Here is a 21,578-nt window from a genome sequence, read left to right as displayed (position 1 = left end):
GATTCCATTTTCAGGAATCAGTTTTTTTGTGCTTATTTAGCAATGTGACCATGCGTAGCTGGATCATCTTCTTCAGCGTGTTCACGCAAACTAGCTTCAATTTCTTCAAGTGACTTACCGCGTGTTTCAAGGAAGTGGCGACGGGTAAACCAGATGCAGATCGCACAGATGGCAGCGTAGAACAGGAAGGAGCTTGAGAGGCCAATCGTGCTCAGCATTGCTGGGAATGTGAGGGAAACTAACATGTTGGCGGCCCAGTTAGTAGCTGAACATAATGAAGTTTCGAGACCACGAATGTTTAACGGGAAGACCTCACCGATCAAAACCCAGGTAACGGGGGCCCACGTAGCGGCGTAGAAAGCCACGTAAACGGTTAAGGCAATCGCACTGACGATGGCAGCAACCTGTGAACCGTTATCAAACTTCAGAATGATACTCATGACTAACAGTGAAAGACCCATTCCGGAAGCCCCAAAAATCAGCATCTTTTTCCGGTCGATCTTGTCCATTAACAACATGGCAATGATGGTGACGATAACGTTAATGACCCCGATCCCAATGTGGGCAAGGAGGGCAGCGGCAACACCCCAACCAACCTTAGTGAAGATGGTTGGTGCATAGAAGATAACGGTGTTACTCCCGATAACTTGTTGGAAAATGGCGGCGCCTAACCCAGTAACTAATGCAGGCCGAACGGTTTTTCCAAAGAGTTGGTGCCACCCACCAGTTGCTTGACCAGCTTGAACCTGAATGTCAGCCAATGCGGCGTCAACGGCTTCGGCATCACCCTTATTGGTGTTGATCAAAACGGCTTTAGCTTCGTCAACCTTACCAACTTTGACTAAGAAACGAGGACTTTCTGGCAGGAAGAAGGCGCCGGCAAACAAAATTCCAGCGGGAACAGCGGCTAAGCCAAGCATCCAACGCCAGCCAGTGAAGATGCCGGCAAATGAGTAGTTTAAGATGTAGGCCAACAAAATCCCAATCATGATCATCAATTGGAACATTGTGGCAACGGCACCACGCTGCTTTTTGGGTGCCAGTTCTTGGAGATAGGCAGGAATCAGTGCGGATGTGATCCCAACACCAACCCCTAAAATAACCCGGGTCACGAGCAAGAAGTAGAATTCTGGTGCAAATCCTGAACCAAGTGCCCCGATGAAGAAGATGATGGATGCCCACAGAAGTAACTTGCGCCGACCATATTTATCAAGGAACTTACTGGTGGCAAGCGCTCCAATGATGGCCCCAATCAGAACGGCACTAACGACCATTCCCTGTTGCCAAGACCCTAAATTGAGTTGTCTTTGAATGAAGAGGATGGCTCCGGAAACAGACGCAATGTCGTAACCAAAGAGCAACCCACCGAGTGCACCAAACGTATAAATGAATCCATTCGAAACTTTTTTCAACGTTAAACCCTCATTTCTGCATGTTATCCGATGCAACGATCGGACATGATCAAGTTGACTAAGCAATAAAATGGCAAAAGCGATTGATTAAAATTGTTGATAAAAAGAAAACGTTTTCACAAATGAATATACAATATTGGTTCGGATAAATCAATACCATAAAAATTCGTTTGATGAAAAAAGCATCAATTTGTCTTAAACAGAATCGTTTGAAGGGTGTCGAAGCATCACAAAAGATACTAACACAGCCTTTCCTTTAATGAAGTAACTGAATAACGAGACGGTTAATGGCGATTGCAGCGACATAAGCGGGCTTAAGCAGTGATGAAAAAGGAACTGGGAAAATTAACTGTGCTTTTTCAAATAAATAAAATTTGTGTTGATTTATTCGAATGAATATTCTAAACTATGGTCGTTGATGAAAATGAAAACGTTTTAATTTAGATTGAATTTGGAGGCACACCGCATGAACTTGATTGAAACAGCTCAGGCCATTACGGCGGGCGAGGTTGCTCTGGGAATTGAACTTGGTTCGACGCGGATCAAGGCGGTGTTGACCACCCGCGATTTTCAAACCATCGCCACAGGAAGTTATGTTTGGGAAAACCAACTGGTTGATGGCGTGTGGACATATCCCTTAGAACAAGTTTGGACGGGGATTCAGGCGAGCTACACGCAACTAGCCGCCACGGTTCAAAGTCAGTATCACTGCCCAATAACGAAACTAGGTGCAGTTGGTGTGAGCGCCATGATGCACGGATACCTTGCGTTTGATCAAGCGGGCGAACAACTGGTTCCGTTTCGAACGTGGCGCAATAACATCACGGAACAAGCCGCTGATGAATTAACGAAATTGCTGGACTTTAACATTCCACAACGGTGGAGCATTGCCCATTTAGAACAGGCCATGCTAAACGATGAGGGGCATGTGAGCCGCATTGACTTCTTAACGACGTTGGCTGGTTATGTTCACTGGCAACTATCGGGTGAACGGGTGCTAGGAATTGGTGATGCTTCCGGAGTCTTTCCGATTGATGAAGCAAGTGGTACATACGACCAAGCCATGTTAGAAGCGTTTAACAACCAGGCACTGGTGCAACGTTATCCTTGGAAGACCGAAGCCATTCTCCCAACGGTTTTGACCGCGGGACAACCGGCCGGCACGTTGTCAGCCGATGGCGCGGCACTACTTGATGTGACGGGCACGCTCACGGCTGGTGCTGTGATGGCACCGCCAGAAGGTGACGCTGGAACCGGGATGGTCGGAACTAACAGCGTGCGGAAACGAACGGGGAATATCTCTGTTGGCACCTCCGCGTTTGCGATGGTGGTCTTAGACCAGCCGCTAACGGCAGTGCACCGGGACATTGACATGGTGACAACGCCAGCAGGGGCGCCCGTTGCAATGGTCCACATTAACAACTGTTCCTCAGACATTAATGCATGGGCCAATATTTTCGGTGAGTTTGCGGCCCAGTTGGGTGTTGATCTTGGCGCAGACCGCCTGTATGAAACGTTGTTTTTGCAGGCGACCCATGCTGATCCCGATGCTGGTGGCTTGGTGAACTACAGTTATCTGTCGGGTGAAAACATCACGAAGATGAACGCCGGGCGGCCGCTGTTTGTCCGGACACCAAAGAGCCACTTCACGTTGGCAAACTTCATGGTGACCCAGTTGTACGCGGCGTTTGCACCGCTGAAGATTGGGATGGACATCTTAATGAATGAAGAACACATCAAAACGGACGTCATGATTGCCCAAGGTGGCTTGTTCAAGACGCCGGTCATTGGTCAGCAGGTGTTGGCCAACGCACTGAACGTCCCGATCACGGTAATGAAAACCGCTGGTGAGGGTGGTCCGTGGGGCATGGTCGTGTTGGCAGAGTTTGCGCGGCAACATGATGATCAGGCATTGGCAGACTTTCTCGATGAACACGTTTTTGCTCAGCCTGAAAGCATGACGCTCAGTCCGGAACCTGCTGGTGTGGCAGGATACCAAGAATTTATCGACCGGTATCAGGCAGGATTACCCGTTGAGGGCGCAGCCATTACCGCGATTACGGAACAATAGTGAGGTTGACAAATGTTAGAAAAATTAAAGCAAGAAGTTTATGACGCAAACATGCAACTCCCAGAGCTAGGCCTTGTGACGTTTACGTGGGGCAACGTTTCGGGAATCGACCGCGACCGCGGACTGTTTGTCATTAAGCCTTCCGGTGTGGATTACAACGATCTGACGCCGGCAGACATGGTGGTGGTTAACCTTAAAGGCGAGGTGGTCGAAGGGAACATGAACCCATCGAGTGATACACCAACCCACACAGTGTTGTATAACGCATTTCCAAACGTTGGCGGAATCGTGCACACCCACTCACCATGGGCCGTTTCGTTTGCGGCTGCGGGGATGGACGTGCCAGCGCTCAACACGACGGCTGCCGACACCTTTTTCGGTGATGTGCCCGCCGCGGATGCGTTGACGAAGGAAGAAATCGAAGAAGACTACGAGGGCAACACCGGGAAGACGATCGTTAAAACGTTTGCCGAACGGGGCATGGACTACGAGGCCGTTCCCGCCGCCCTGGTGAGCCAACACGGCCCGTTCGCCTGGGGACCGACGCCGGCGAAGGCCGTTTATAACGCCAAGGTACTTGAAGTGGTGGCCGAAGAGGATTACCACGCGTTGCAATTGACCCGCAACAACATTGAGTTGCCACAATACTTATTGGATAAACATTACTACCGTAAGCACGGCGATAACGCGTACTACGGACAGAACAATGCACAGTCGAAAACACATGCGGTGCATGAATCGTAACCATTACTGATAATAAAAAGGAGTGCTCATTATGTTAGCTGTACCTGATTATGAATTTTGGTTTGTTACTGGTAGTCAACATCTTTATGGTGAAGAACAATTACAAGAAGTCGCCAAGGATGCCAAGAACATTGTTGATAAATTAAACGCCAGTGGAAAATTGCCGTACAAGGTGGTCTTTAAGGATGTAATGACCACCGCCGATGGCATTACCCAATTTATGAAAGACGTGAACTACAACGATAACGTCGCTGGTGTCATCACGTGGATGCACACCTTTTCCCCAGCCAAGAACTGGATCCGCGGGACGAAATTATTACAAAAACCACTGTTACATCTTGCCACACAATACCTGAACAATATTCCGTACGACACGATTGATTTCGATTACATGAACTTGAATCAAAGTGCCCATGGTGACCGTGAATACGGCTACTTAAACGCCCGGTTAGGCATTCGGAACAAGATCGTCTACGGTTTCTGGGGTGACGACGAAACGCAAACTGAAATTGCCAAGTGGGAAGACGTTGCCGTGGCCTACAATGAAAGTTTCAAACTGAAGGTTTGCCGTTTTGGGGACACCATGAGAAATGTTGCCGTTACCGAAGGTGATAAAGTTGAAGCCCAAATCGACTTGGGTTGGACCGTTGATTACTACGGCATTGGTGACCTGGTTCAAGAAATTAGCCAGGTGAGCGACGCGGACATTGATCGTGAATACGAAGCGCTGGAAGCCAAGTACACGATGGTTCAGGGCGACAATGACGCCGACAGTTACAAACGGGCCGTTCGGATTCAACTCGCCCAATACCTTGGCATCAAACGATTCATGGATCGTGGCGGCTACACGGCCTTCACCACTAACTTTGAAGACTTGTGGGGCATGGAAGCCTTGCCTGGGTTAGCTGCACAATTGTTAATGCGTGACGGCTACGGCTTTGGGGCCGAAGGTGACTGGAAGACCGCTGCTTTGGGCCGCTTACTAAAGATCATGGCCCACAACGAAAAGACAGCGTTCATGGAAGACTACACGTTGGACTTACGTAAGGGTCACGAAGCCATTCTTGGTTCACACATGCTGGAAGTGGACCCATCCATTGCTAGCGACAAACCACGGGTCGAAGTTCACCCATTGGACATCGGTGGAAAAGCTGATCCTGCCCGGTTGGTCTTCACTGGTTCTGAAGGGGCCGCCATTGATGTAACCGTTTCAGACTTCCGTGATGGCTTTAAGTTCATTAGCTACCCAGTTGCTGCCAATAAACCAGAAGCAGACACACCACATTTACCAGTTGCTAAACAATTGTGGACGCCAACGGTTGGCCTAAAGGCCGGGGCAACTAAGTGGATCGAAAATGGTGGTGGTCACCACACGGTCTTCACGTTTGCGCTGGATGAAGAGCAGATCAACGACTTGGCAACCATGTTAAACGTGAAATCAGTTGTGATCGACTAAGAAAAAACGAGCTGTGATAAGGCCCGGTTAGCAGCAAAATTTGTTGTTGATAACGCGTTCCAAAGTCCAGAACATTCCGCTTAAACTAAATTGACCGACTTCCCCAAAACCGGGAAATCGGTCAATTTTCTTTAATGCTCGTTTTCTACCCGGACTTTGTCACAGCTCGCTAAATTAAAGGAGAACGACAATGACAGTATATGATGACATGCGGGTTGGCCGGCTTTTCGACGTTTACGATCATGACCTTGTGGCACGACGAGCAGCAGCGAGAGAACAGGTGGAGCGGTTTAACGCGCTGGGGGAAACGAACCCAGCAGCCAGTGCGGCCATTATTAAAGGTCTGTTTGGCGCGAGCGGGCCTAAGTGTAGTGTTCACGCGACGTTTCGGTGCGATTATGGCAGCAACATCTACATTGGCGATGACTTTTTTGCTAATTATGATTGCGTGATGCTGGATGTTGCCCCGATTCGAATTGGGCAGCACTGTTTGCTGGGCCCGCACGTTCAGCTGTATTCGGTCAATCATCCAGAGGACCCGTTGCTTCGCCGAAATGGCGCTAAGGGGATTGGCAAACCGATCACACTTGGGGATGACGTGTGGGTTGGCGGTGGCGCCATCATTTGTCCGGGTGTAACGCTTGGGAATAACGTGATCGTGGGAGCCGGGAGCGTGGTGACGCATTCTTTTGGGGATAACGTGGTCATTGGTGGCAACCCGGCCCGGGTGCTGAAGCGGTTAGGTGCGGTATGCCCCGATTCTCAGTGAATTATAGTTGACTAGTTTTCTGGTTGAAAACGCGAATCACCATGCAGGCTCCGTCTCATCTAACATCAAACAGGCACTCACGGACCGAGTATGCCCTGATTCTCAGTGAATTACGGTTGATAACTTTTCTGAATTGAAAACGCGAAATAAACCGCAGGCTCCGTCTCATCTAACACAAATAGGCATCATGGGCCAAGTGCGCCCATGGTGCCTATTTGTGTTAGATGAGCAAGCCTAACCGCGGTTTATTTCGCTCTGATCTTAAAAATTCGTTCCGCGTTTCCATGCGCGATCAATTCCTGGGTCGTTTCCGACAAGCCGCTCGTTTGCAAGAACGTTCTCGCGTTTGCTGGCTGCTTGTATGGATAATCAATGGCGTAGAGCAAGTGCTCCGGGCCCATTTCGGCGAGCATGAAATCCAGTTGCGGTTTCGTTAACATTCCGCTTGGTGAAACGTACACGTTCTTTCTGTAGTAATCGGCAAAGGACCGCTTTAGTGGTGTGTGACCGGTAAGCTCGTCATCAAGGCGTTCGAGGAACATTGGCACCATTTCACCTCAGTGGCCGGACACCAGTTTGAGGTTTGGAAACTTGTCAAAAAGCCCACTGACAATCATTCGCATGACCTGGATGCCGACATCCATGTGCCAACCGAACCCAGCGGAACTCAAGATACCGGTGGTTAAATCAGACCAATTGTCGTTTTCATAATAGTGATGTGTAACGCTGGCCGGGATGAATGACGGGTGGAAGTAAACGGGGACGTCAAGGTCGCTGGCCGCCTGGAAAATCGGCAAAAAGAAGGGGTCGTCAAAGAACCGGTTATCGTAATTGCCCTTGAGAAGGACGCCCTTGAGCCCAAGTTTTGTGACTGCGTAGTGCAGTTCCGCAGCCGCAGCGGTTGGATCGCAGACTGGGAGAACCGCCAGGCCAGCAAACCGGATTGGGTTGGCGGCAATCACGCTAGCCAGTTCATCGTTAGCCAGTTTACAAAGTGGGATGGCGACGTCTGGTGCCAAGTTTTGTGGGGATGAATTTCCGTAAGACAGTAATTGCATATCAATGCCGTGCTGATCCATGTAGGCCAGCCGTTCGCTGGTCACATCCTGCATTAAGGCAGGACTGGGCAGCTCGGTCTGCATGTAGTGGCGCATTTCTGGGCTCATTGTTGGGACCGCACCAGTAGTGCCGTTTGCCGCTTGAATAGCGGCGGTAACGGTGGCGGATTCAAAGTGTTCTTCAACGGTAATTAGTTTCATGGTGGACTCCTTTATAAAGTTGCTGGATTAATTTGAATAACTAAATTGTAGGATGTTCCACGATGAAGACCAATCACGATATGAGACAAATGGCGTATAATGTCTCATATGAAAACAGCAAAAATAAATCTTGATCACCAATTGGTCGTTGATGCGCGCATCATGAAAACACACGCGGCGGTGATGACGGCCCTCACGGCGGCCTACCAGGATGGGCGTCCGTTTAACACGGTAACGGTCACAGAAATCGTAGCCAATGCTGGCGTTAGCCGGGCAACGTTTTATCGCCGGTATCAAAACCTTGGGGATGTGCTGATCGTTGCGTTAATGGCTGTCCTCCATCAGTTTGAACAGCGGGTCGATGCCCGAGCAAGCATTGATTTTGAGCAGGGGACAACGATTATTACGGCATTGATTCGAGAACACGGACAGCTGATTCGCCTCCTTCAGTGGGCGAACCAACGCGAGGCGGCTGAACAATTGATAACCGGTGAAGTTTTAAACGTCTTAACGTTGCGGGACCATCAAGCAGCGCACCGGCAACTGATTGGGGCGTGCATGGGGGCAACGCTGTGGGCGTTTGCTAGTCAAATAGCGGCGTTATCGCCAACACCAAGTCTTGATGAGGTTCGAACGCTATACCAACTACTCGTGTCGCACCAACTTTAAACGGGGTTCATTAGGGTCTATCCCCGGGCTGTGCTAAAGTAGACAAAGACATTTTTAAACGGCAGGAGGTGAACCTTTTTTGGCAAGCATTAAACTAGGCATTCGAGAACTGGTGGAATTCGTCTTACGGAGCGGGGACTTAAATCCGCAAACGGATGGTAGTCATAACACGGCGCAAATGGGCGCACGGATCCATAAGGAATTACAAACAGAACGGTTGGCGGCCCATCCTGATTACCAAAAGGAAGTTGGTCTGAAAATCCCGGTGATGATGAATGGTCAAGAATATTCTGTTCATGGTCGTGCTGATGGGATTTTTACGACGGATGAAACGGTGCACATTGAGGAAATCAAGACGTCTGGATTAGCGTTTGAAGATGTGCCGGAGAGTACGCTGGCCTTGTACTGGGGTCAGGCCAAAGTTTATGGCTACTTGCTCATGAAGGAGCGGGAACTGACTGCGGTCACGCTTCAACTCACCCACTATCAGGTGGAGGACGACGCCATCACCGTGACGGAACAAGCGCTGACGTTGGCGGATGCTGAAACGTTTTTCCAACAGCTAATTGACGAATACGAAGCGTGGCTGATTTTACGGGCAGATTTGCGAAAACAACGGGATGAGTCGATCAATGCACTGGCGTTTCCGTATCCGGAGTATCGAAATGGTCAGCATGAGCTGGCCGTCGCCGTGTACAAAACCATCATGCTTAAGAAACAGTTGCTGGTGGAGGCGCCCACGGGAACGGGGAAGACAATTTCAACGCTTTTTCCAACCATTAAGGCAATGGGCACGGGCCTCATCCAACGCACGTTCTACCTAACGGCAAAGCAAAGTACCCGCCGTGTTGCGGAAGACGCCCTTGCCCTAATGGCGACTGATGGGCTTGCTCTAAAGAGCATCACACTAACGGCCAAGGAGACGATTACGTTCCCAGAGGAAGCAGATGTTTTACCAGTGGATAATCCGTTTATGTTGGGCTACTACGACCGCTTGAAGCCGGCATTAATGGATATTTTAGCGCACGAAAATCAGTTGACCCGTGCGGTGATTGAAACGTACGCCCGAAAGTACACGCTGGATCCGTTTGAATTTTCACTGGATGCCAGTGTGTTTTGCGACGTGATTATCTGCGATTACAACTATTTGTTTGATCCCCAGGTGTACCTGCAACGCTTCTTCAGTGATGCGGATGAGGATAACTTTTTCCTTGTGGATGAAGTGCATAATTTGGTGAATCGCGCCCGCGAAATGTATTCAATCACGGTAACGGAACGGGCCGTTTTAGCGCTTAAACCGCTGTATAAGAGTGATCGGCGGTTCCATCGACAGGTGAATGCACTGGCACGAACGTTTAAGGACTTCAAACAATTATTAACCGAGCAACATCAAGAAGAACTGGTGTCGCAACCGGAGCTAACAACGTTTAGTCAGGCAGTGGAACGGTTTGTCCTCTTTTTGGGGCGGTGGCTTCCGAAACATCCGGATGACAACGATTTAGGCGTTGTGCTGGATCTATATTTTGCGTGTTTAAATTATCTGCATTTGTGTGAGGAATATGGTCCAATCTACCGGACCAGAATCTTCAAAACGAACCAGGGGATGGCGGTGCGTTTGGTGTGTTTAGATCCCAGCTCATTTCTCAACCGGTCGCTTCATTTAGGGCGTGGGGCGGTCTTGTTTTCCGCAACAGTTTCACCATTGGCCTACTATCAGCGCGTCCTGGGTGTGGATCAAGATGGACTTACCTATCAGCTGCCCTCACCGTTTGTGCCAGAACATCAAGAAATTTTGGTGACCGACTATCTTCAAACGACTTATCGGGAGCGAACGGCAAATCAAGCGGCACTATTAGCGAGCATCGAGGCACTGATTGATGGGCAAACCGGAAACTACCTGATCTTCTTTCCCTCGTATGGGTATCTTGAAACGGTGGCCACAGCGTTTGAACAAGCTCACCCAACGATGACAATCATTCGGCAAACGGTGGGCATGACCGGCGATGATCGGGACGCCTTTCTTGCAGAATTTCAGGCTGCCCCGGCGAAATCGTTGGTGGGGTTTGCGGTCCTCGGCGGAATCTTTTCGGAGGGGATCGATCTGCCTGCCGACCAGTTGATTGGGGTGGGCATTGTGAGTGTGGGTCTGCCCGGGTTGAACTCAGAAACGGATCTCATTAAGGATTATTTCAACGGGAACAATGGCCGTGGGTTTGAATTTGCGTACCAGTTACCCGGGTTTAATAATGTGCTCCAAGCGGCAGGACGATTGATTCGTAGTCGGCATGATCGTGGAATCGTGGTGCTGATGGATCAACGGTTTGCCCAACCACGGTATCGGCAAATTTTCCCGCAGCATTGGCAACACTGGCAACAGGTTGGCAGTGTTCAACAACTCACAGCACAAATCGCTACGTTCTGGCAACGGGAGGGCTAAATATGGCAACGTTATTAACAACAGAAGAAATCAAAACGGCTAAAGAATGGATTGCTGAATCGCCAACACTAGAAGGATTTGTCCCGGGTGAAGGGTCGCTAACCCCACGGTTTGTGTTGGTTAGTGAGGCACCCGGGGCGACAGAAGCGGCGGTGGGGCATCCGTTTCAAGGCCCAGCTGGTGCGACACTGGACGACTGGTTGGCCAAAATTGGTGTGACCAGGGACGAACTCTACCTGACGGGGGCGGTTCGGGCCCGGCCGTTTAGCGAAACGAACGGGCGTAAGCGAGACCGAAAGCCAACAAGCGCTGAGATTGCCCAGTTTGCGCCGCTCCTCGACCACGAGTTGGCGGCGTTAACTGGTCGTTTGTTGGTACCGCTGGGAAACACAGGCCTTCAGCGATTGCTCGGGAACAAGCTGAAGATCTCGCAGGTTCATGGACAACTATTAAAGAGCCCCATCATGGAGTGGCATCCGGCAACAAAGCGATTTCAGCCGGGAAAGACAACCTATTCAATTTTGCCGCTGTTCCATCCGTCGTACATTCGGCGGTTCCCAGGAAAACAGGAGTTAGTGGCGGCTGATTTAGCCATGCTTCAGTCAATTATGTAAAACAAGCACCCAGCGGCGGTTAAACGTCGCTGGGTGCTTGTTTAGTTGTGAGTTCAATAAGAGATGAGCCGTGGCTATTTTGTTGAAGCAAAATACTGTTTAAAAATGGCAACGGCGGCATTATCTGGGCTGTCAGGAAACATCTGCTGTAAGACGTCCTGCTTAGGAATCCAGTCGGCCACGGCGAGCTCTGCTGATTTTGTCAGTGGTTGTTTAGATGTTACCGCCGTGTAGCCATGCATCAGGATCTCTGTTTTGGAGAACCAGTACGTCCCGGCGTAAGCAACGCGATCTAAGGAGATCCCCAGTTCTTCGTCGACCTCTCTTATGGCTGCTTGTTCAGCGGTTTCACTGGGTTTCATGTACCCACTAATGAGTGACTTATAGTCTGTTGAAAGGTACGGCATTTTAACTAGGGCCACGTCGTCGAATTCATCGGCAACTAAAACAATCACGCAATCCGCGAAGGTGGGAAACCAAAAGCGCTGGCAGCTTGAGCAATAAGGGGTTAATCCGTCGTCACCAGCCTCCTTTTCAATCAATTTGGTGCCACAAGTGGGACAATATGTATAAACCATGTTAACGAAGCCTCCGTGAATTTGTCATGAGCCTGGCCAAAACTGGCTCAACCTCGCATTAATAATATAATTTTTTATTTGTTGCTGGTGGCCGTAATTGGGAATTATTTGGTGAATTTTAGTAATGGGAGTGTTTATGCTTGAGATTTTAACTGTAATATTTATAATTACAGTTAAAAAGGAACCCAATCATTTTTTACTAACGGAGGTCAATAAAATGAGTCGAATCTTAATTTTAGGTGCCAGTGGTCGAATTGCTCAGTTTGCACGAGCAGCACTTTTGGCGGACCAAACGACGCAATTAACGCTATTTGCCCATCATGCTAGAAAACTAACAGATGTGGACAACGCCCGGGAAACGGTTGTTGAGGGCGACGCTGCTAACGTGGCTGATTTAACGGCCGCAATGAATGGCGTCGATGTTGTGTACGCAAACTTGGCGGGTCGAAACATCAAAGCCCAAGCACAGGCAGTCGTCAGCGCAATGAAGCAAACCGGTGTCCGGCGGTTGATCTGGATTTCAACGTTGGGGATTTATGATGAGGTTCCGGGGAAATACGGTGAGTGGAACCACCAGATGTTGGATGACGGGTATTTGCCGACGTACCGGGCGGCAGCGCAGGTGATTGAAGAAAGTGATCTGGATTACACGATCATTCGGCCAGCATGGTTGCAGAATAATGATGAAGTTGAGTATGAGCTGACACAAAAGGGTGAGCCATTTAAGGGAACCGAGGTCTCACGAAAGAGTATCGGAACGTTGGTGGCAAAAATTGCACTGGCACCGACGGACTACGTGGGCGCATCACTGGGTGTGGATAAACCGGGAACGGATGGCGATAAACCAGCCTGGTATTAAAAGACAGAGCGAAAAAAACAGAGCGAAAAAAGACGCGGTTAGGCCGCTTCGGGTAATGCAAACAGGCATTCATGGGTGATTTTTGCCCATGGATGCCTGTTTGCATTACCTGAACCAAGGCCTGCGTCTTTTTTCGCGTTTGCGGCAGTCAGAACCAGAGTTCATGGGTGATTTTTGCCCATGGGTGCCTGTTTACATTAGATGAACTGAGGCTTGCGTCATTTTTCTGCGTTTGCGGCAGTCAGAACCAGAGTTCATGGGTGATTTTTGCCCATGGGTGCCTGTTTACATTAGATGAACTGAGGCTTGCGTCATTTTTCTGCGTTTACGGCAGTCAGAACCAGAGTTCATGGGTGATTTTTGCCCGTGAATGCCTGTTTGCATTACCTGAACCAAGGCCCGCGTTTTTTTTCGCGTTTGCGGCAGTCAGAACCAGAGTTCATGGGTGATTTTAGCCCGTTGATGCCTGCTTGCATTAGATGAACTGAGGCTTGCGTCATTTTTCGCATTTGCGGCAATGGTAAAAAAAGTTGTTATTAGGGCTTGTCTTAGAGTGCGCTGGAAGGTCTAAAGTTAGTCTTCGTTAAATTAAGTAACGGAGGCATCACAATGAAAGACAAGCGGTTTGGCATCATTTTGCCAATTATTTTATTGAGCTATTTTATGATTCTTTTGGATAATTCAATCGTTTTTACCAGTACGGTTAAAATTGCAGCAGACCTACACATGGGCGCGCAGGCACTTGCCTGGGTCACCAACGCGTATGCGTTAACGTTTGGCGGGTTACTCTTGCTGGGCGGCCGCGCGGGTGATTTGTTTGGTCGGAAACGGGTCTTTATGTGGGGACTCGTCATTTTTAGCATTGGTTCCTTAATGGTTGGGCTCGCAACGAACGCAACGATGATTATTTCAATGCGGGCGCTTCAGGGTGTTGGGTCTGCCATTTTGGCACCAACAACGTTAGCGCTACTAATGGATAGTTACCAAGGACCACAGCGTGTTCGGGCAATTGCTTACTATGGGGCAACTGGTGGGCTTGGCGCTAGTTTTGGTCTGGTAATTGGGGGTGTTATCGCAAGTTACCTGTCCTGGCGGGTTGGCTTCTTACTAAACGTGCCGTTGGGTTTAGCGATGCTAGTGCTTTCCGCAAAGTTTATTCAGCGCCAAAACGGTCAATCGGGGGCACTTGATTGGTGGGGCGCAGTGACGTCTGTCATCGGTGTAGCCGGTCTGATCTACAGTGTCAGCGGTAATGCCGGGGCCGGCTGGGCCGGCATTGTGGCGGTGATTTCATTAGGACTATTTGTGTGGCAGGAAGCGCGAAGCCACGCGCCATTGATGCCCTTACAATTGTTTGCCAATAACGAGCGAACCAGTGCATACATTGCCCGGTTCTTCTTTCTTGGCGCAATGATCAGCTACTTTTTCCTTACGCCTCAGGCAATGCAGCACGTATATGGCTACACGCCATTAATGGCGGCCATCGGATTCTTGCCGGAAACCGTGCCACAGTTTGTGAGCGCAACGGTGTTATCACGATTAAACGGTCGGTTTACAAACACACAGTTATTACTGTTTGGGATGATTACAACGTTAATTGGTATTGTGTTTGGCGCCGTTATGGGGGTTCAAGCAGGTTATTGGTTGGCAATTGGCCTACCGATGGTGATCATTGGGATTGGTCAGGGGTTTGTTTTGAGTCCGCTAACGGTCGCTGGTGTGGCGAATACGGATGCGATGATTGCTGGTTCGGCGTCCGGTGTTGTTAATACGGTCCACCAGGTGGGAAGCTCGTTTGGGCTCTCCGTCATCGTTGCGTTAACAAGTCACTACGCAATGCCACAGACATCGTTTGACCATGCCTTATGGCTGATGGCCGGCTTTGTTGGGGTGGCACTGGTGGCAAGTTTAAACATTTTACGGCGTGATCATCATTAAAAGGAGAAAACAAGATGAACATTAAACGTGCAAGTGAGCTCACGGGCGTTTCGTCAACAACGATTCGGTACTATGAAAAGGAAGGACTGGTTCCACCGATTGATCGAAGTGAGACAGGGGTTCGCGAAATTGATGAGCGCATCATTCGTCGAATCATGTTTGTCAAACAAATGTGTGGTGCAGGCATGCCGATTGAGGCATTGCTTAACTACATTCAGCTGTTTGACGCTGGGGAAGATAACCGGAAGGCTGAATTGGCCATTCTAACGGAGCAAGCGGCCATTATGGAAGAAAAACGGGATGATCTGCAGGCTGCGATTGACCATTTACACTGGAAGATTGCTCACTTTAATGACCACATGGCGATGACGGAAGCAGAATTGACCGCGTTGGAACGAGTAGGGCGAGCGGATTAGGAAACTTTTCAATGATATCGAGACAAAAACCACCTTGGAAGTGAATGCCTCCAAGGTGGTTTTTGTCTTAGCTCTTTAGGTTACTGACTTAACAGGGATTAACTACAGGACAGTTAGTTTTGCCGTGAAGCTGTTCGTTAGGGCAAGCGGCTGGCAAACAAGTTACCAATTGAACGCTTCATAGTAAACCTTGTTTGGTGACACCCCGTGGGCGTGCAACGCTTGCCGCCAGGTGTGGCCGAGCAAACGGGGACCAGACAGAAGGTACGTTGTGTTTGGAACCGTAAACGTTGAGACCGTTTGGGTAACGTCAAACCGACCGGCCTGAAGGTGAACGGTTAATTCAGGTCTGGTCGTCGCTAGCTGGCGGAGTTCATCAGCATAGATCAACTCTTGCTCTGTGTGTGCTGTGTAATACAGCGTGATTTTTTGATGGGGATGGGCCGCGATGAGCGACAACATGGGAACAATGCCAGAACCGCCAGCAATGAGCACCAGGTGGTCAGCCGGTTGTTCTGTTCCTTTAAAACGGCGGCGAAGCGCCCAAAGCCACCCTCAACAGCCGCCTTGGCGCCAAGTGGAAGGGACTGAACGAGGCGTGAAAAGTCGCCATCACCACGAATTGCGAGAACGATTTCACCAGTTTCGGTTACCGCATTGACCACGGAGAATGGATGAAGCTCCTTTAGGTGGTCAACGTTTGGAAAATTGACAAAGACATAGTCACCAGGTTTAATGGTCACCTGATCTGGCCGCCGAAGTTGAAGCCGAAATTCAAAAAAGTTGGGTGCTAGTTCACGTTTATCAACCAGGGTGGCTGCAGGCAGTCCCCAAACGTGGGTGGCCTTGTGAATGAGGTAAGCAGCCAGCACGAGAATGGTGTAACCGTCAAAGAAAATCATAAAACTGGTTATCGACGTCACGTAGCTAATTAATTGAACGTGAAGGAAGACCAGTGCCACGGCAATTAAGTTTAACCGGTGGAGCCAGACAGAGAGTTCATGGTGAAAAATCACCTCAAGCCGGTGCTTTAATTGGTCTAACAGTGGGATCCGGCTGGTTAGCCAACCGGCCATAAAAATCAATGAGTAGAGCATGAGGCCAAGGAAAAGGTCAAACGCCCAATCACCAGTCTGCTTGATTAAACCACCTGATGACGTCTCCGTTTTGTGTAAATAGGCGAGACCGATGGCAAACATACTGAGCATCCCGTGGATGAAGTAGACACTCGGTAAGCCAATGAGCCGGTCCAACCATCGTGGCCGGGTGCTTAGATAAATTGCTGCTAAAAACCAGACGTACGCGATGGACCCAAATTGAATGGCTAACGCTTCACTTGAATAAATGGTGGGTAAACCGAGTGCGAGTGTCTGAATCAACGGTAGGGGGATAACAAATAAAATCACCAACCAGACGAGTCCGTTTAGGTAAGGAACTTTTTTCAACATGGGATCAGCCTCCCTAAATAGCGATTGCACAGTCGTTTTGATCAATGAGCAGGCCAGCGGTTGAATACTGCTGACTAAATTGAAGAAACGCTGATTGACCCATTGAAACCGCAGCGGTGGCGAGAATGTCAGCCTCAATGAGGTCTAATGACAGAATGGTTGCTTGTTGCAATGTTTTTTGATGATCTGTGCGAACAATGTGTTCACCATGGCGACTGGTTCCAGAAGTTGCGATTGCGCCATTTTGGAGCGCATATTGATGGCAGAGGTGGTCAGGTGCTTGCGGGTATTCAATGCCAATGTGCCAAGTAAACGTTTCGCCTTCTGCAACACCTAGTTGCATGTCACCGGCACCATTAATTGCCGCGGCGACCAGCGTGCCATCCAGTAGGTGTGGCTGCAAAAAGCGTTCAAACGCCCGCTGAATGGCCCACCCTTTGACCAGACCGGTGGAATCGTAGTGATTGTTAAAGAAGGGGTTAAACGCCCCCTTGGTGAGGGTCATGGCCGTATCGGCGAATGCGTACACTTCCTGAAATTCAGCGGTGAAATCAGCAGCTTTCAGTTGGTCATGTTGATAGCGGGAGACTAGGGAATCAGTTTTAAAGGGAGAAAAATCGTCATCAATGTGTGTTAAGTACGTCAAAATGTTGGTCTGGACGGTCGTGATCTGTGCCGCTGTCAGGGGCCGGGTTGCTGGGGCAACCAATTTAATGGTGAATGGCATTGCCATGGCCGTTAGTTGAATTGTTTTCATTACATCGCCGCCTTATTTAATGCGTCCTGAAGGGAACCAGTAAAGCCTTTATACGTTTCACTAGCGCCTGAAACAAGTTGAATGTTGGCACTTTGTTTTTTAACCGCTTCTGATTTATAGATGGGTAACGCGCGGGCATTAACTTGCTTATCATGGTCGTTATCATTCGGGTAGGATAAGACCTTTACGGTTGTTAACTTCCCGTTCTTAATGGTCGCTTGAACCTGAACGGCACCCCATTTTGTGGCAGTTGCCTGGCCCGTATACACGCCATTTTTATAGGTTCCAGCGGACTGAGTGCTACTGCTGCTGGCACTATTAAGACTGCTGGTTGTGGATTGGCTTGAGGTTGTTTGACTGGATGTTGTTTGTTGATTTGTAAGACGATCTTTGATGAATAAAAAATAACCATCAATAATCATAGCACCAGCGATAATAATTGCGATAAGACTTCCGATTACTTTTTTCATTAGCGGACCTCATATCTAAAATTTATTTGATTATGAACGTTATGGGTAAAGGTAACCTTATAAAGAGGTTAAGATTGTTTTACGGGGTGAACCGATAGAGTTAGTTTTAAAATGCTTTTATTTTTATATAGAAATGGGTTAATTGACCTAAGGTACGATGATCTTTTGTATAATTTAGGTGACCTGTTAAAATGGTTGTATTAATTCATTTATTTTAGTCAATTGACTACATGATTGGGGGATCATCAACATGAAAAAGACACGCTTACGTGTTGCGTTACTTGGTGTTGCATTATTAATGGGTGCCGGATTAGCCGGATGCGGGAATAATACGGGTGCTACTGCTTCAACGGATCAAAGTAGTGCCTCAAGAAGCAGCAAGGTTAGTTCACAAAAGGAATCCAAAAAGGTCAGTTCATCAGAATCAGCCACTTCTTCAAGTGCCACAACACAGTCTTCTAGCCAGGCAAGTCAGTCCGTTACGGCGTCATCATCTAGCTCGACGGATAAAGCGTCTGGAAGTTCCAGTGCGACAGCAACCAGTAAAGCAACGACGGCGGTTGCAAAGAGCGCCGCTGCGGGTGATTTGAATGTTGCGGCCATTGATAACGGTGACATTAGCTCAATGGTTGGGACGTGGAAGAACGGCGCTGGTGACGTGTTGACTATTAATGCTGATGGAACAACGGGTGCGAACATGACCATTAAAACGGTGCCTAACTCAGAACAAACGAGTGGTGTGCCATATGTGAATGTGATGGACGGTTACGTTGGTGCCGCAGCCATTGGATTATATCAGGCCGGGTTTAAGAACCCCGCGGGGGATCAATCAGACACCTCAAAAGCACGGTTAACGATTTCACAACAAAACTCAGATTTTCCTGCCTCAAGTTACTACTACCGGCAGTAATTAAAAGTATCACGGTAATAAATGGTTAAGTCAAAAAATCCACCTAAGAATGATTTTCTTAGGTGGATTTTTGTGTCCTCTCCCGTCATTAATCGTGATCGAGCAACAATTTGATTTTTTGAATGGTGTCATCCGTTTCAACCGGGGTGAAAACGTACATCCGCAGATCAACATTATCACCAACGATAAAGCTCGTTTCATCGAAATGAACTTCACCAACAACAGGAAAAAACATCGTCTTATGGCGTTCAATTTCAGGGCGGATGTCGTGTTTTTGCCAGAGTTGATCAAAAAGGGGACTGTCCGCGCGCAATTGCTGAACGAAGGCTGTTAATTCGTCATCGGTTGTTAACGTTGCGTACTGTTGGCGAAACCGGCCCACCATGTTACTGGCCACGATTTGCCAGTCAGCAATGACCCGTTGAAAGGCCTCATCCGTAAAGAGTTCGCGGAGCAAATTACGGTGTAAGAGCGCATGACCAACAATTGTTGAAGCAAATTGGGCTGTGAGGGTATTAACGGCCACAAAGTTCCAGCGTTGATCGAGAATGACGACGCCGGAGAGGGGCCAACTGTCAATGGTCCGCTGGAGCCTCGGGTTGATTTGTTCAGTAAACGGTGGCGTTGTGGTCGGTTGATTAACACCCGTTAACGTGAATAGATGGGTAGCCTCGGCGGGGCTTAATTTAAGGGCGGCAACCAGCCCGGTCACAATCTGTTCAGAAACCTGAATGTCACGGCCCTGCTCCAACCAAGTGTACCAGGTCAGACTCATGTGGGCTAGAGCAGCGACTTCTTCACGCCGAAGCCCAGGCGTTCGGCGGTGGCCAGTTGTTGGTAACAGGTGGTTCAGGTTATATCGCTGAATATTTAATTGCCCAGCTTTTAGCGAATGGGTAACAGGTGCGGGCCACGTTACGATCAATGAAGCGGGCTGAGTCAGCCCGTGCAGCGATTGCAAGTCTTGGTGCGCCACACCTTGATGACTTAACGTTTGTTCAAGCTGACTTAAGCGCTGATGCAGGGTGGTCAGCCGCAATGGCTGGTGTGAGTCAGGTCTACCACGTGGCGTCTCCGTTTCCAATGACCATGCCCAAGGATGAAAATGATGTCATTATTCCAGCCCGTGAAGGGGTTAAACGCGTCCTGACGGCGGCTGTTTCCGCAGGCGTTAAACGCCTGGTGATGACCGCTGCCTTTGGGGATGTGGCGATGGGGTACGACAAGAGCCATAACGATCATGTTTATACTGAACGCGACTGGAGTAACGTCGCCCCTGATTCAAAAATTACGGCTTACTATAAGAGTAAAACGTTGGCGGAACAGGATGCCTGGGAATTTGCAACGGCACATCCAGAAATGGAGCTTGTGACAATGCTGCCGGTTGCCGTTTTGGGTCCGGTCATCGGCCCGCGCATCACGGGATCAAACTCGCTGATTGAAAGCTTGGTTAAGGGCACGATGCCAGGGTACCTTCATTTTTACATGCCGATTGTGGATGTTCGTGACCTTGTTTCTGCGCACATCCTCGCAATGACCACACCAGCGGCAGCCGGGCAACGGTTTATCATCAGTAACGGCCAGGCCCTAAGTTTTAAGGGGATCGGCACCATTTTAGCAAACGGCGTAACGGCCCCCATGAAGTTGCCGCGGGTGACACTGCCAAACTGGGCAATCTATCTGTTGGCACCGTTTAACGGGCAGGCGAGTGATGTCATTCCTGAATTAGACGTTAGACGACAAATGTCGAGTCAACATGCAGCGGATGTTTTACATTGGCACCCACAGTACACGGTGGCTGACACCATTGTGGCAACGGCTAATTCGATTTTGGCATTGTCGTAAGCACTCCTTTTCCTTAGGCAGATTTTAGTTAACCGGGTCCGTTCAACGTGATTATGATAAGCTGGATGTACAGTAAATGAAGATGGGATGTTAACTAATGAGTAAAGGACGATTAACGGCGTACACCGACGCAATTTTGGCAATCATTGCTACGATTTTGGTGCTGTCGCTACCAGATCTTAATAGCTTTTCTTACCACGCGTTGGCCAGTCATTGGCAGGCCTACATTATTTATGTGATTACGTTTCTCCAATTGATGGCGATTTGGTTAAACCACCACAATCTGTTTGCTGGCCTGAAAAAAATCACGAGCGGGATTTTCTGGGCAAACGCAATCTGGCTACTGGTGATTTCCTTCTTGCCGTATGCGGTGAAATGGGTCGGCGAGTATCCCAACAAGTGGCAACCAGAAACGTTTTACGTGTTCATCATTGTCCTTGGGAGTGTCATGTTTTCCTGGCTCCGGGTGATCGCGGGCCGAACAAACGGGTTTAAGGTGAAAATTCGCAACTGGATCTATGTAATCTTTGTTCCGGCGGTGATCGTGACCTACTTCATTCCGTTTTTTGGAATCGTGACAGCTGCATTCTTAATCATCAATTTGATTATGAACCCAATGGATCGTGACCTGCTTGACTAACGTTAAAAGGCTGAACCCGTGACCTTTACCCCGAAAGTTGAAACAAACTTTTGGGGTTTTCTTATGACTAAAATTTCTATTGAAACTAAAATCATTGCTGTTGAAGCGTATCTAACAGGAACGGATTCAAAACTTGCTGTTCGAAACAGATATCACATTGCCGGACAGCTATTCAGTGTCTTAGTTGCTATCTATGAAGAATATGGCCGCTAAGGATTGCTCAATCCACCTAAAGTTACTGGTAAGTTCCGTGTTGATCTTGTAAAGTGGAAACAACAAAATCGCG

Annotated in this window: 21 protein-coding genes and 1 pseudogene; 14 read left to right on the top strand and 8 right to left on the bottom strand. The window is 48.9% G+C overall.

Going from position 1 to position 21,578, the window contains the following annotated elements:
* Positions 1–32: 32 nt before the first annotated feature.
* Positions 33–1,412: a sugar porter family MFS transporter gene (locus ACKTR5_RS07085; RefSeq protein ID WP_407880326.1), complete on the bottom strand. Its 1,380-nt coding sequence runs from the start codon at positions 1,410–1,412 to the stop codon at positions 33–35.
* 466 nt (positions 1,413–1,878) lie between these two features.
* On the opposite strand from ACKTR5_RS07085, the gene ACKTR5_RS07080 reads away from it, so the two are divergent.
* The 4 genes from ACKTR5_RS07080 (at position 1,879) to ACKTR5_RS07065 (ending at position 6,452) form a co-directional block, all read left to right on the top strand.
* Entirely contained in the window at positions 1,879–3,483 is a 1,605-nt protein-coding gene (locus tag ACKTR5_RS07080) for a xylulokinase (protein ID WP_407880325.1), read from the top strand.
* A 12-nt stretch (positions 3,484–3,495) separates the two neighbouring features.
* Positions 3,496–4,227: an L-ribulose-5-phosphate 4-epimerase gene (locus ACKTR5_RS07075; RefSeq protein ID WP_407880323.1), complete on the top strand. Its 732-nt coding sequence runs from the start codon at positions 3,496–3,498 to the stop codon at positions 4,225–4,227.
* A 31-nt stretch (positions 4,228–4,258) separates the two neighbouring features.
* Positions 4,259–5,683: an L-arabinose isomerase gene (gene araA / locus ACKTR5_RS07070; protein WP_407880321.1), complete on the top strand. Its 1,425-nt coding sequence runs from the start codon at positions 4,259–4,261 to the stop codon at positions 5,681–5,683.
* A gap of 190 nt (positions 5,684–5,873) precedes the next feature.
* Positions 5,874–6,452 carry a sugar O-acetyltransferase gene (locus tag ACKTR5_RS07065; RefSeq protein ID WP_407880320.1) on the top strand — a complete coding sequence of 193 codons (579 nt, stop codon included), beginning with the start codon at positions 5,874–5,876 and terminating at the stop codon, positions 6,450–6,452.
* A gap of 245 nt (positions 6,453–6,697) precedes the next feature.
* Here the strand turns inward: ACKTR5_RS07065 and ACKTR5_RS07060 are convergent.
* Positions 6,698–7,564 (bottom strand): annotated as a pseudogene (locus ACKTR5_RS07060) (amidohydrolase family protein).
* Positions 7,565–7,873: 309 nt separating this feature from the next.
* Here ACKTR5_RS07060 and ACKTR5_RS07055 point away from each other — a divergent pair.
* From ACKTR5_RS07055 to ACKTR5_RS07045, 3 genes are all read left to right on the top strand, one after another.
* Positions 7,874–8,380, top strand: a complete 507-nt coding sequence (locus tag ACKTR5_RS07055) for a TetR/AcrR family transcriptional regulator (protein WP_407880318.1) — start codon at positions 7,874–7,876, stop codon at positions 8,378–8,380.
* Between the two features lie 79 nt (positions 8,381–8,459).
* Positions 8,460–10,817, top strand: a complete 2,358-nt coding sequence (locus ACKTR5_RS07050; protein ID WP_407880317.1) for an ATP-dependent DNA helicase — start codon at positions 8,460–8,462, stop codon at positions 10,815–10,817.
* Between the two features lie 2 nt (positions 10,818–10,819).
* Entirely contained in the window at positions 10,820–11,431 is a 612-nt protein-coding gene (locus ACKTR5_RS07045) for a uracil-DNA glycosylase (RefSeq protein ID WP_407880315.1), read from the top strand.
* A gap of 74 nt (positions 11,432–11,505) precedes the next feature.
* Here the strand turns inward: ACKTR5_RS07045 and ACKTR5_RS07040 are convergent, their stop codons facing one another.
* Positions 11,506–11,886, bottom strand: coding sequence for an NAD(+) diphosphatase (locus ACKTR5_RS07040; RefSeq protein ID WP_407880314.1), 381 nt, complete (start codon positions 11,884–11,886; stop codon positions 11,506–11,508).
* 340 nt (positions 11,887–12,226) lie between these two features.
* Here ACKTR5_RS07040 and ACKTR5_RS07035 point away from each other — a divergent pair, with 340 nt between their 5' ends.
* The 3 genes from ACKTR5_RS07035 (at position 12,227) to ACKTR5_RS07025 (ending at position 15,222) form a co-directional block, all read left to right on the top strand.
* The gene (locus ACKTR5_RS07035; RefSeq protein ID WP_407880313.1) at positions 12,227–12,868 is read left to right on the top strand and encodes an SDR family oxidoreductase; all 642 of its coding nucleotides are present in this window, start codon (positions 12,227–12,229) and stop codon (positions 12,866–12,868) included.
* A gap of 609 nt (positions 12,869–13,477) precedes the next feature.
* Positions 13,478–14,806 carry an MFS transporter gene (locus tag ACKTR5_RS07030; RefSeq protein WP_407880312.1) on the top strand — a complete coding sequence of 443 codons (1,329 nt, stop codon included), beginning with the start codon at positions 13,478–13,480 and terminating at the stop codon, positions 14,804–14,806.
* 14 nt (positions 14,807–14,820) lie between these two features.
* Positions 14,821–15,222, top strand: coding sequence for a MerR family transcriptional regulator (locus ACKTR5_RS07025; protein ID WP_407880310.1), 402 nt, complete (start codon positions 14,821–14,823; stop codon positions 15,220–15,222).
* Between the two features lie 162 nt (positions 15,223–15,384).
* On the opposite strand, the gene ACKTR5_RS07020 is transcribed toward ACKTR5_RS07025, so the two are convergent.
* The 4 genes from ACKTR5_RS07020 to ACKTR5_RS07005 are packed head-to-tail and all read right to left on the bottom strand — an operon-like array spanning position 15,385 to position 17,897.
* Complete coding sequence (locus ACKTR5_RS07020) at positions 15,385–15,684, bottom strand: hypothetical protein (RefSeq protein ID WP_407880309.1); 300 nt, start codon at positions 15,682–15,684, stop codon at positions 15,385–15,387.
* Positions 15,609–16,670, bottom strand: a complete 1,062-nt coding sequence (locus tag ACKTR5_RS07015; protein ID WP_407880307.1) for an FAD-binding oxidoreductase — start codon at positions 16,668–16,670, stop codon at positions 15,609–15,611. The genes ACKTR5_RS07020 and ACKTR5_RS07015 overlap by 76 nt, the downstream gene beginning before the upstream one ends.
* Before the next feature lie 13 nt (positions 16,671–16,683).
* Positions 16,684–17,427 carry an FAD:protein FMN transferase gene (locus tag ACKTR5_RS07010; RefSeq protein WP_407880305.1) on the bottom strand — a complete coding sequence of 248 codons (744 nt, stop codon included), beginning with the start codon at positions 17,425–17,427 and terminating at the stop codon, positions 16,684–16,686.
* Positions 17,427–17,897 carry an FMN-binding protein gene (locus ACKTR5_RS07005; protein WP_407880303.1) on the bottom strand — a complete coding sequence of 157 codons (471 nt, stop codon included), beginning with the start codon at positions 17,895–17,897 and terminating at the stop codon, positions 17,427–17,429. Before ACKTR5_RS07005 ends, ACKTR5_RS07010 begins: the two co-directional genes overlap by 1 nt.
* A gap of 250 nt (positions 17,898–18,147) precedes the next feature.
* On the opposite strand from ACKTR5_RS07005, the gene ACKTR5_RS07000 reads away from it, so the two are divergent.
* Positions 18,148–18,807 carry a DUF6287 domain-containing protein gene (locus ACKTR5_RS07000; RefSeq protein WP_407880302.1) on the top strand — a complete coding sequence of 220 codons (660 nt, stop codon included), beginning with the start codon at positions 18,148–18,150 and terminating at the stop codon, positions 18,805–18,807.
* A gap of 88 nt (positions 18,808–18,895) precedes the next feature.
* On the opposite strand, the gene ACKTR5_RS06995 is transcribed toward ACKTR5_RS07000, so the two are convergent.
* Positions 18,896–19,768 (bottom strand): helix-turn-helix transcriptional regulator, encoded by an 873-nt coding sequence (locus ACKTR5_RS06995; RefSeq protein ID WP_407880300.1) that lies wholly within the window; start codon positions 19,766–19,768, stop codon positions 18,896–18,898.
* Between ACKTR5_RS06995 and ACKTR5_RS06990 the strand changes: the two genes are divergently transcribed.
* The 3 genes from ACKTR5_RS06990 (at position 19,732) to ACKTR5_RS06980 (ending at position 21,505) form a co-directional block, all read left to right on the top strand.
* Positions 19,732–20,652 (top strand): NAD-dependent epimerase/dehydratase family protein, encoded by a 921-nt coding sequence (locus ACKTR5_RS06990; RefSeq protein ID WP_407880298.1) that lies wholly within the window; start codon positions 19,732–19,734, stop codon positions 20,650–20,652. The genes ACKTR5_RS06995 and ACKTR5_RS06990 overlap by 37 nt on opposite strands.
* Before the next feature lie 97 nt (positions 20,653–20,749).
* Complete coding sequence (locus tag ACKTR5_RS06985) at positions 20,750–21,292, top strand: TMEM175 family protein (RefSeq protein ID WP_407880297.1); 543 nt, start codon at positions 20,750–20,752, stop codon at positions 21,290–21,292.
* Between the two features lie 63 nt (positions 21,293–21,355).
* A complete protein-coding gene (locus tag ACKTR5_RS06980; protein ID WP_407880296.1) occupies positions 21,356–21,505 on the top strand; it encodes a hypothetical protein in 150 nt (49 codons plus the stop codon).
* Positions 21,506–21,578: the final 73 nt, after the last annotated feature.

The organism is Furfurilactobacillus entadae (assembly GCF_045862745.1).
Lineage (GTDB): Bacteria > Bacillota > Bacilli > Lactobacillales > Lactobacillaceae > Furfurilactobacillus > Furfurilactobacillus entadae.
This window is presented reverse-complemented; position numbering and strand designations above follow the sequence as displayed.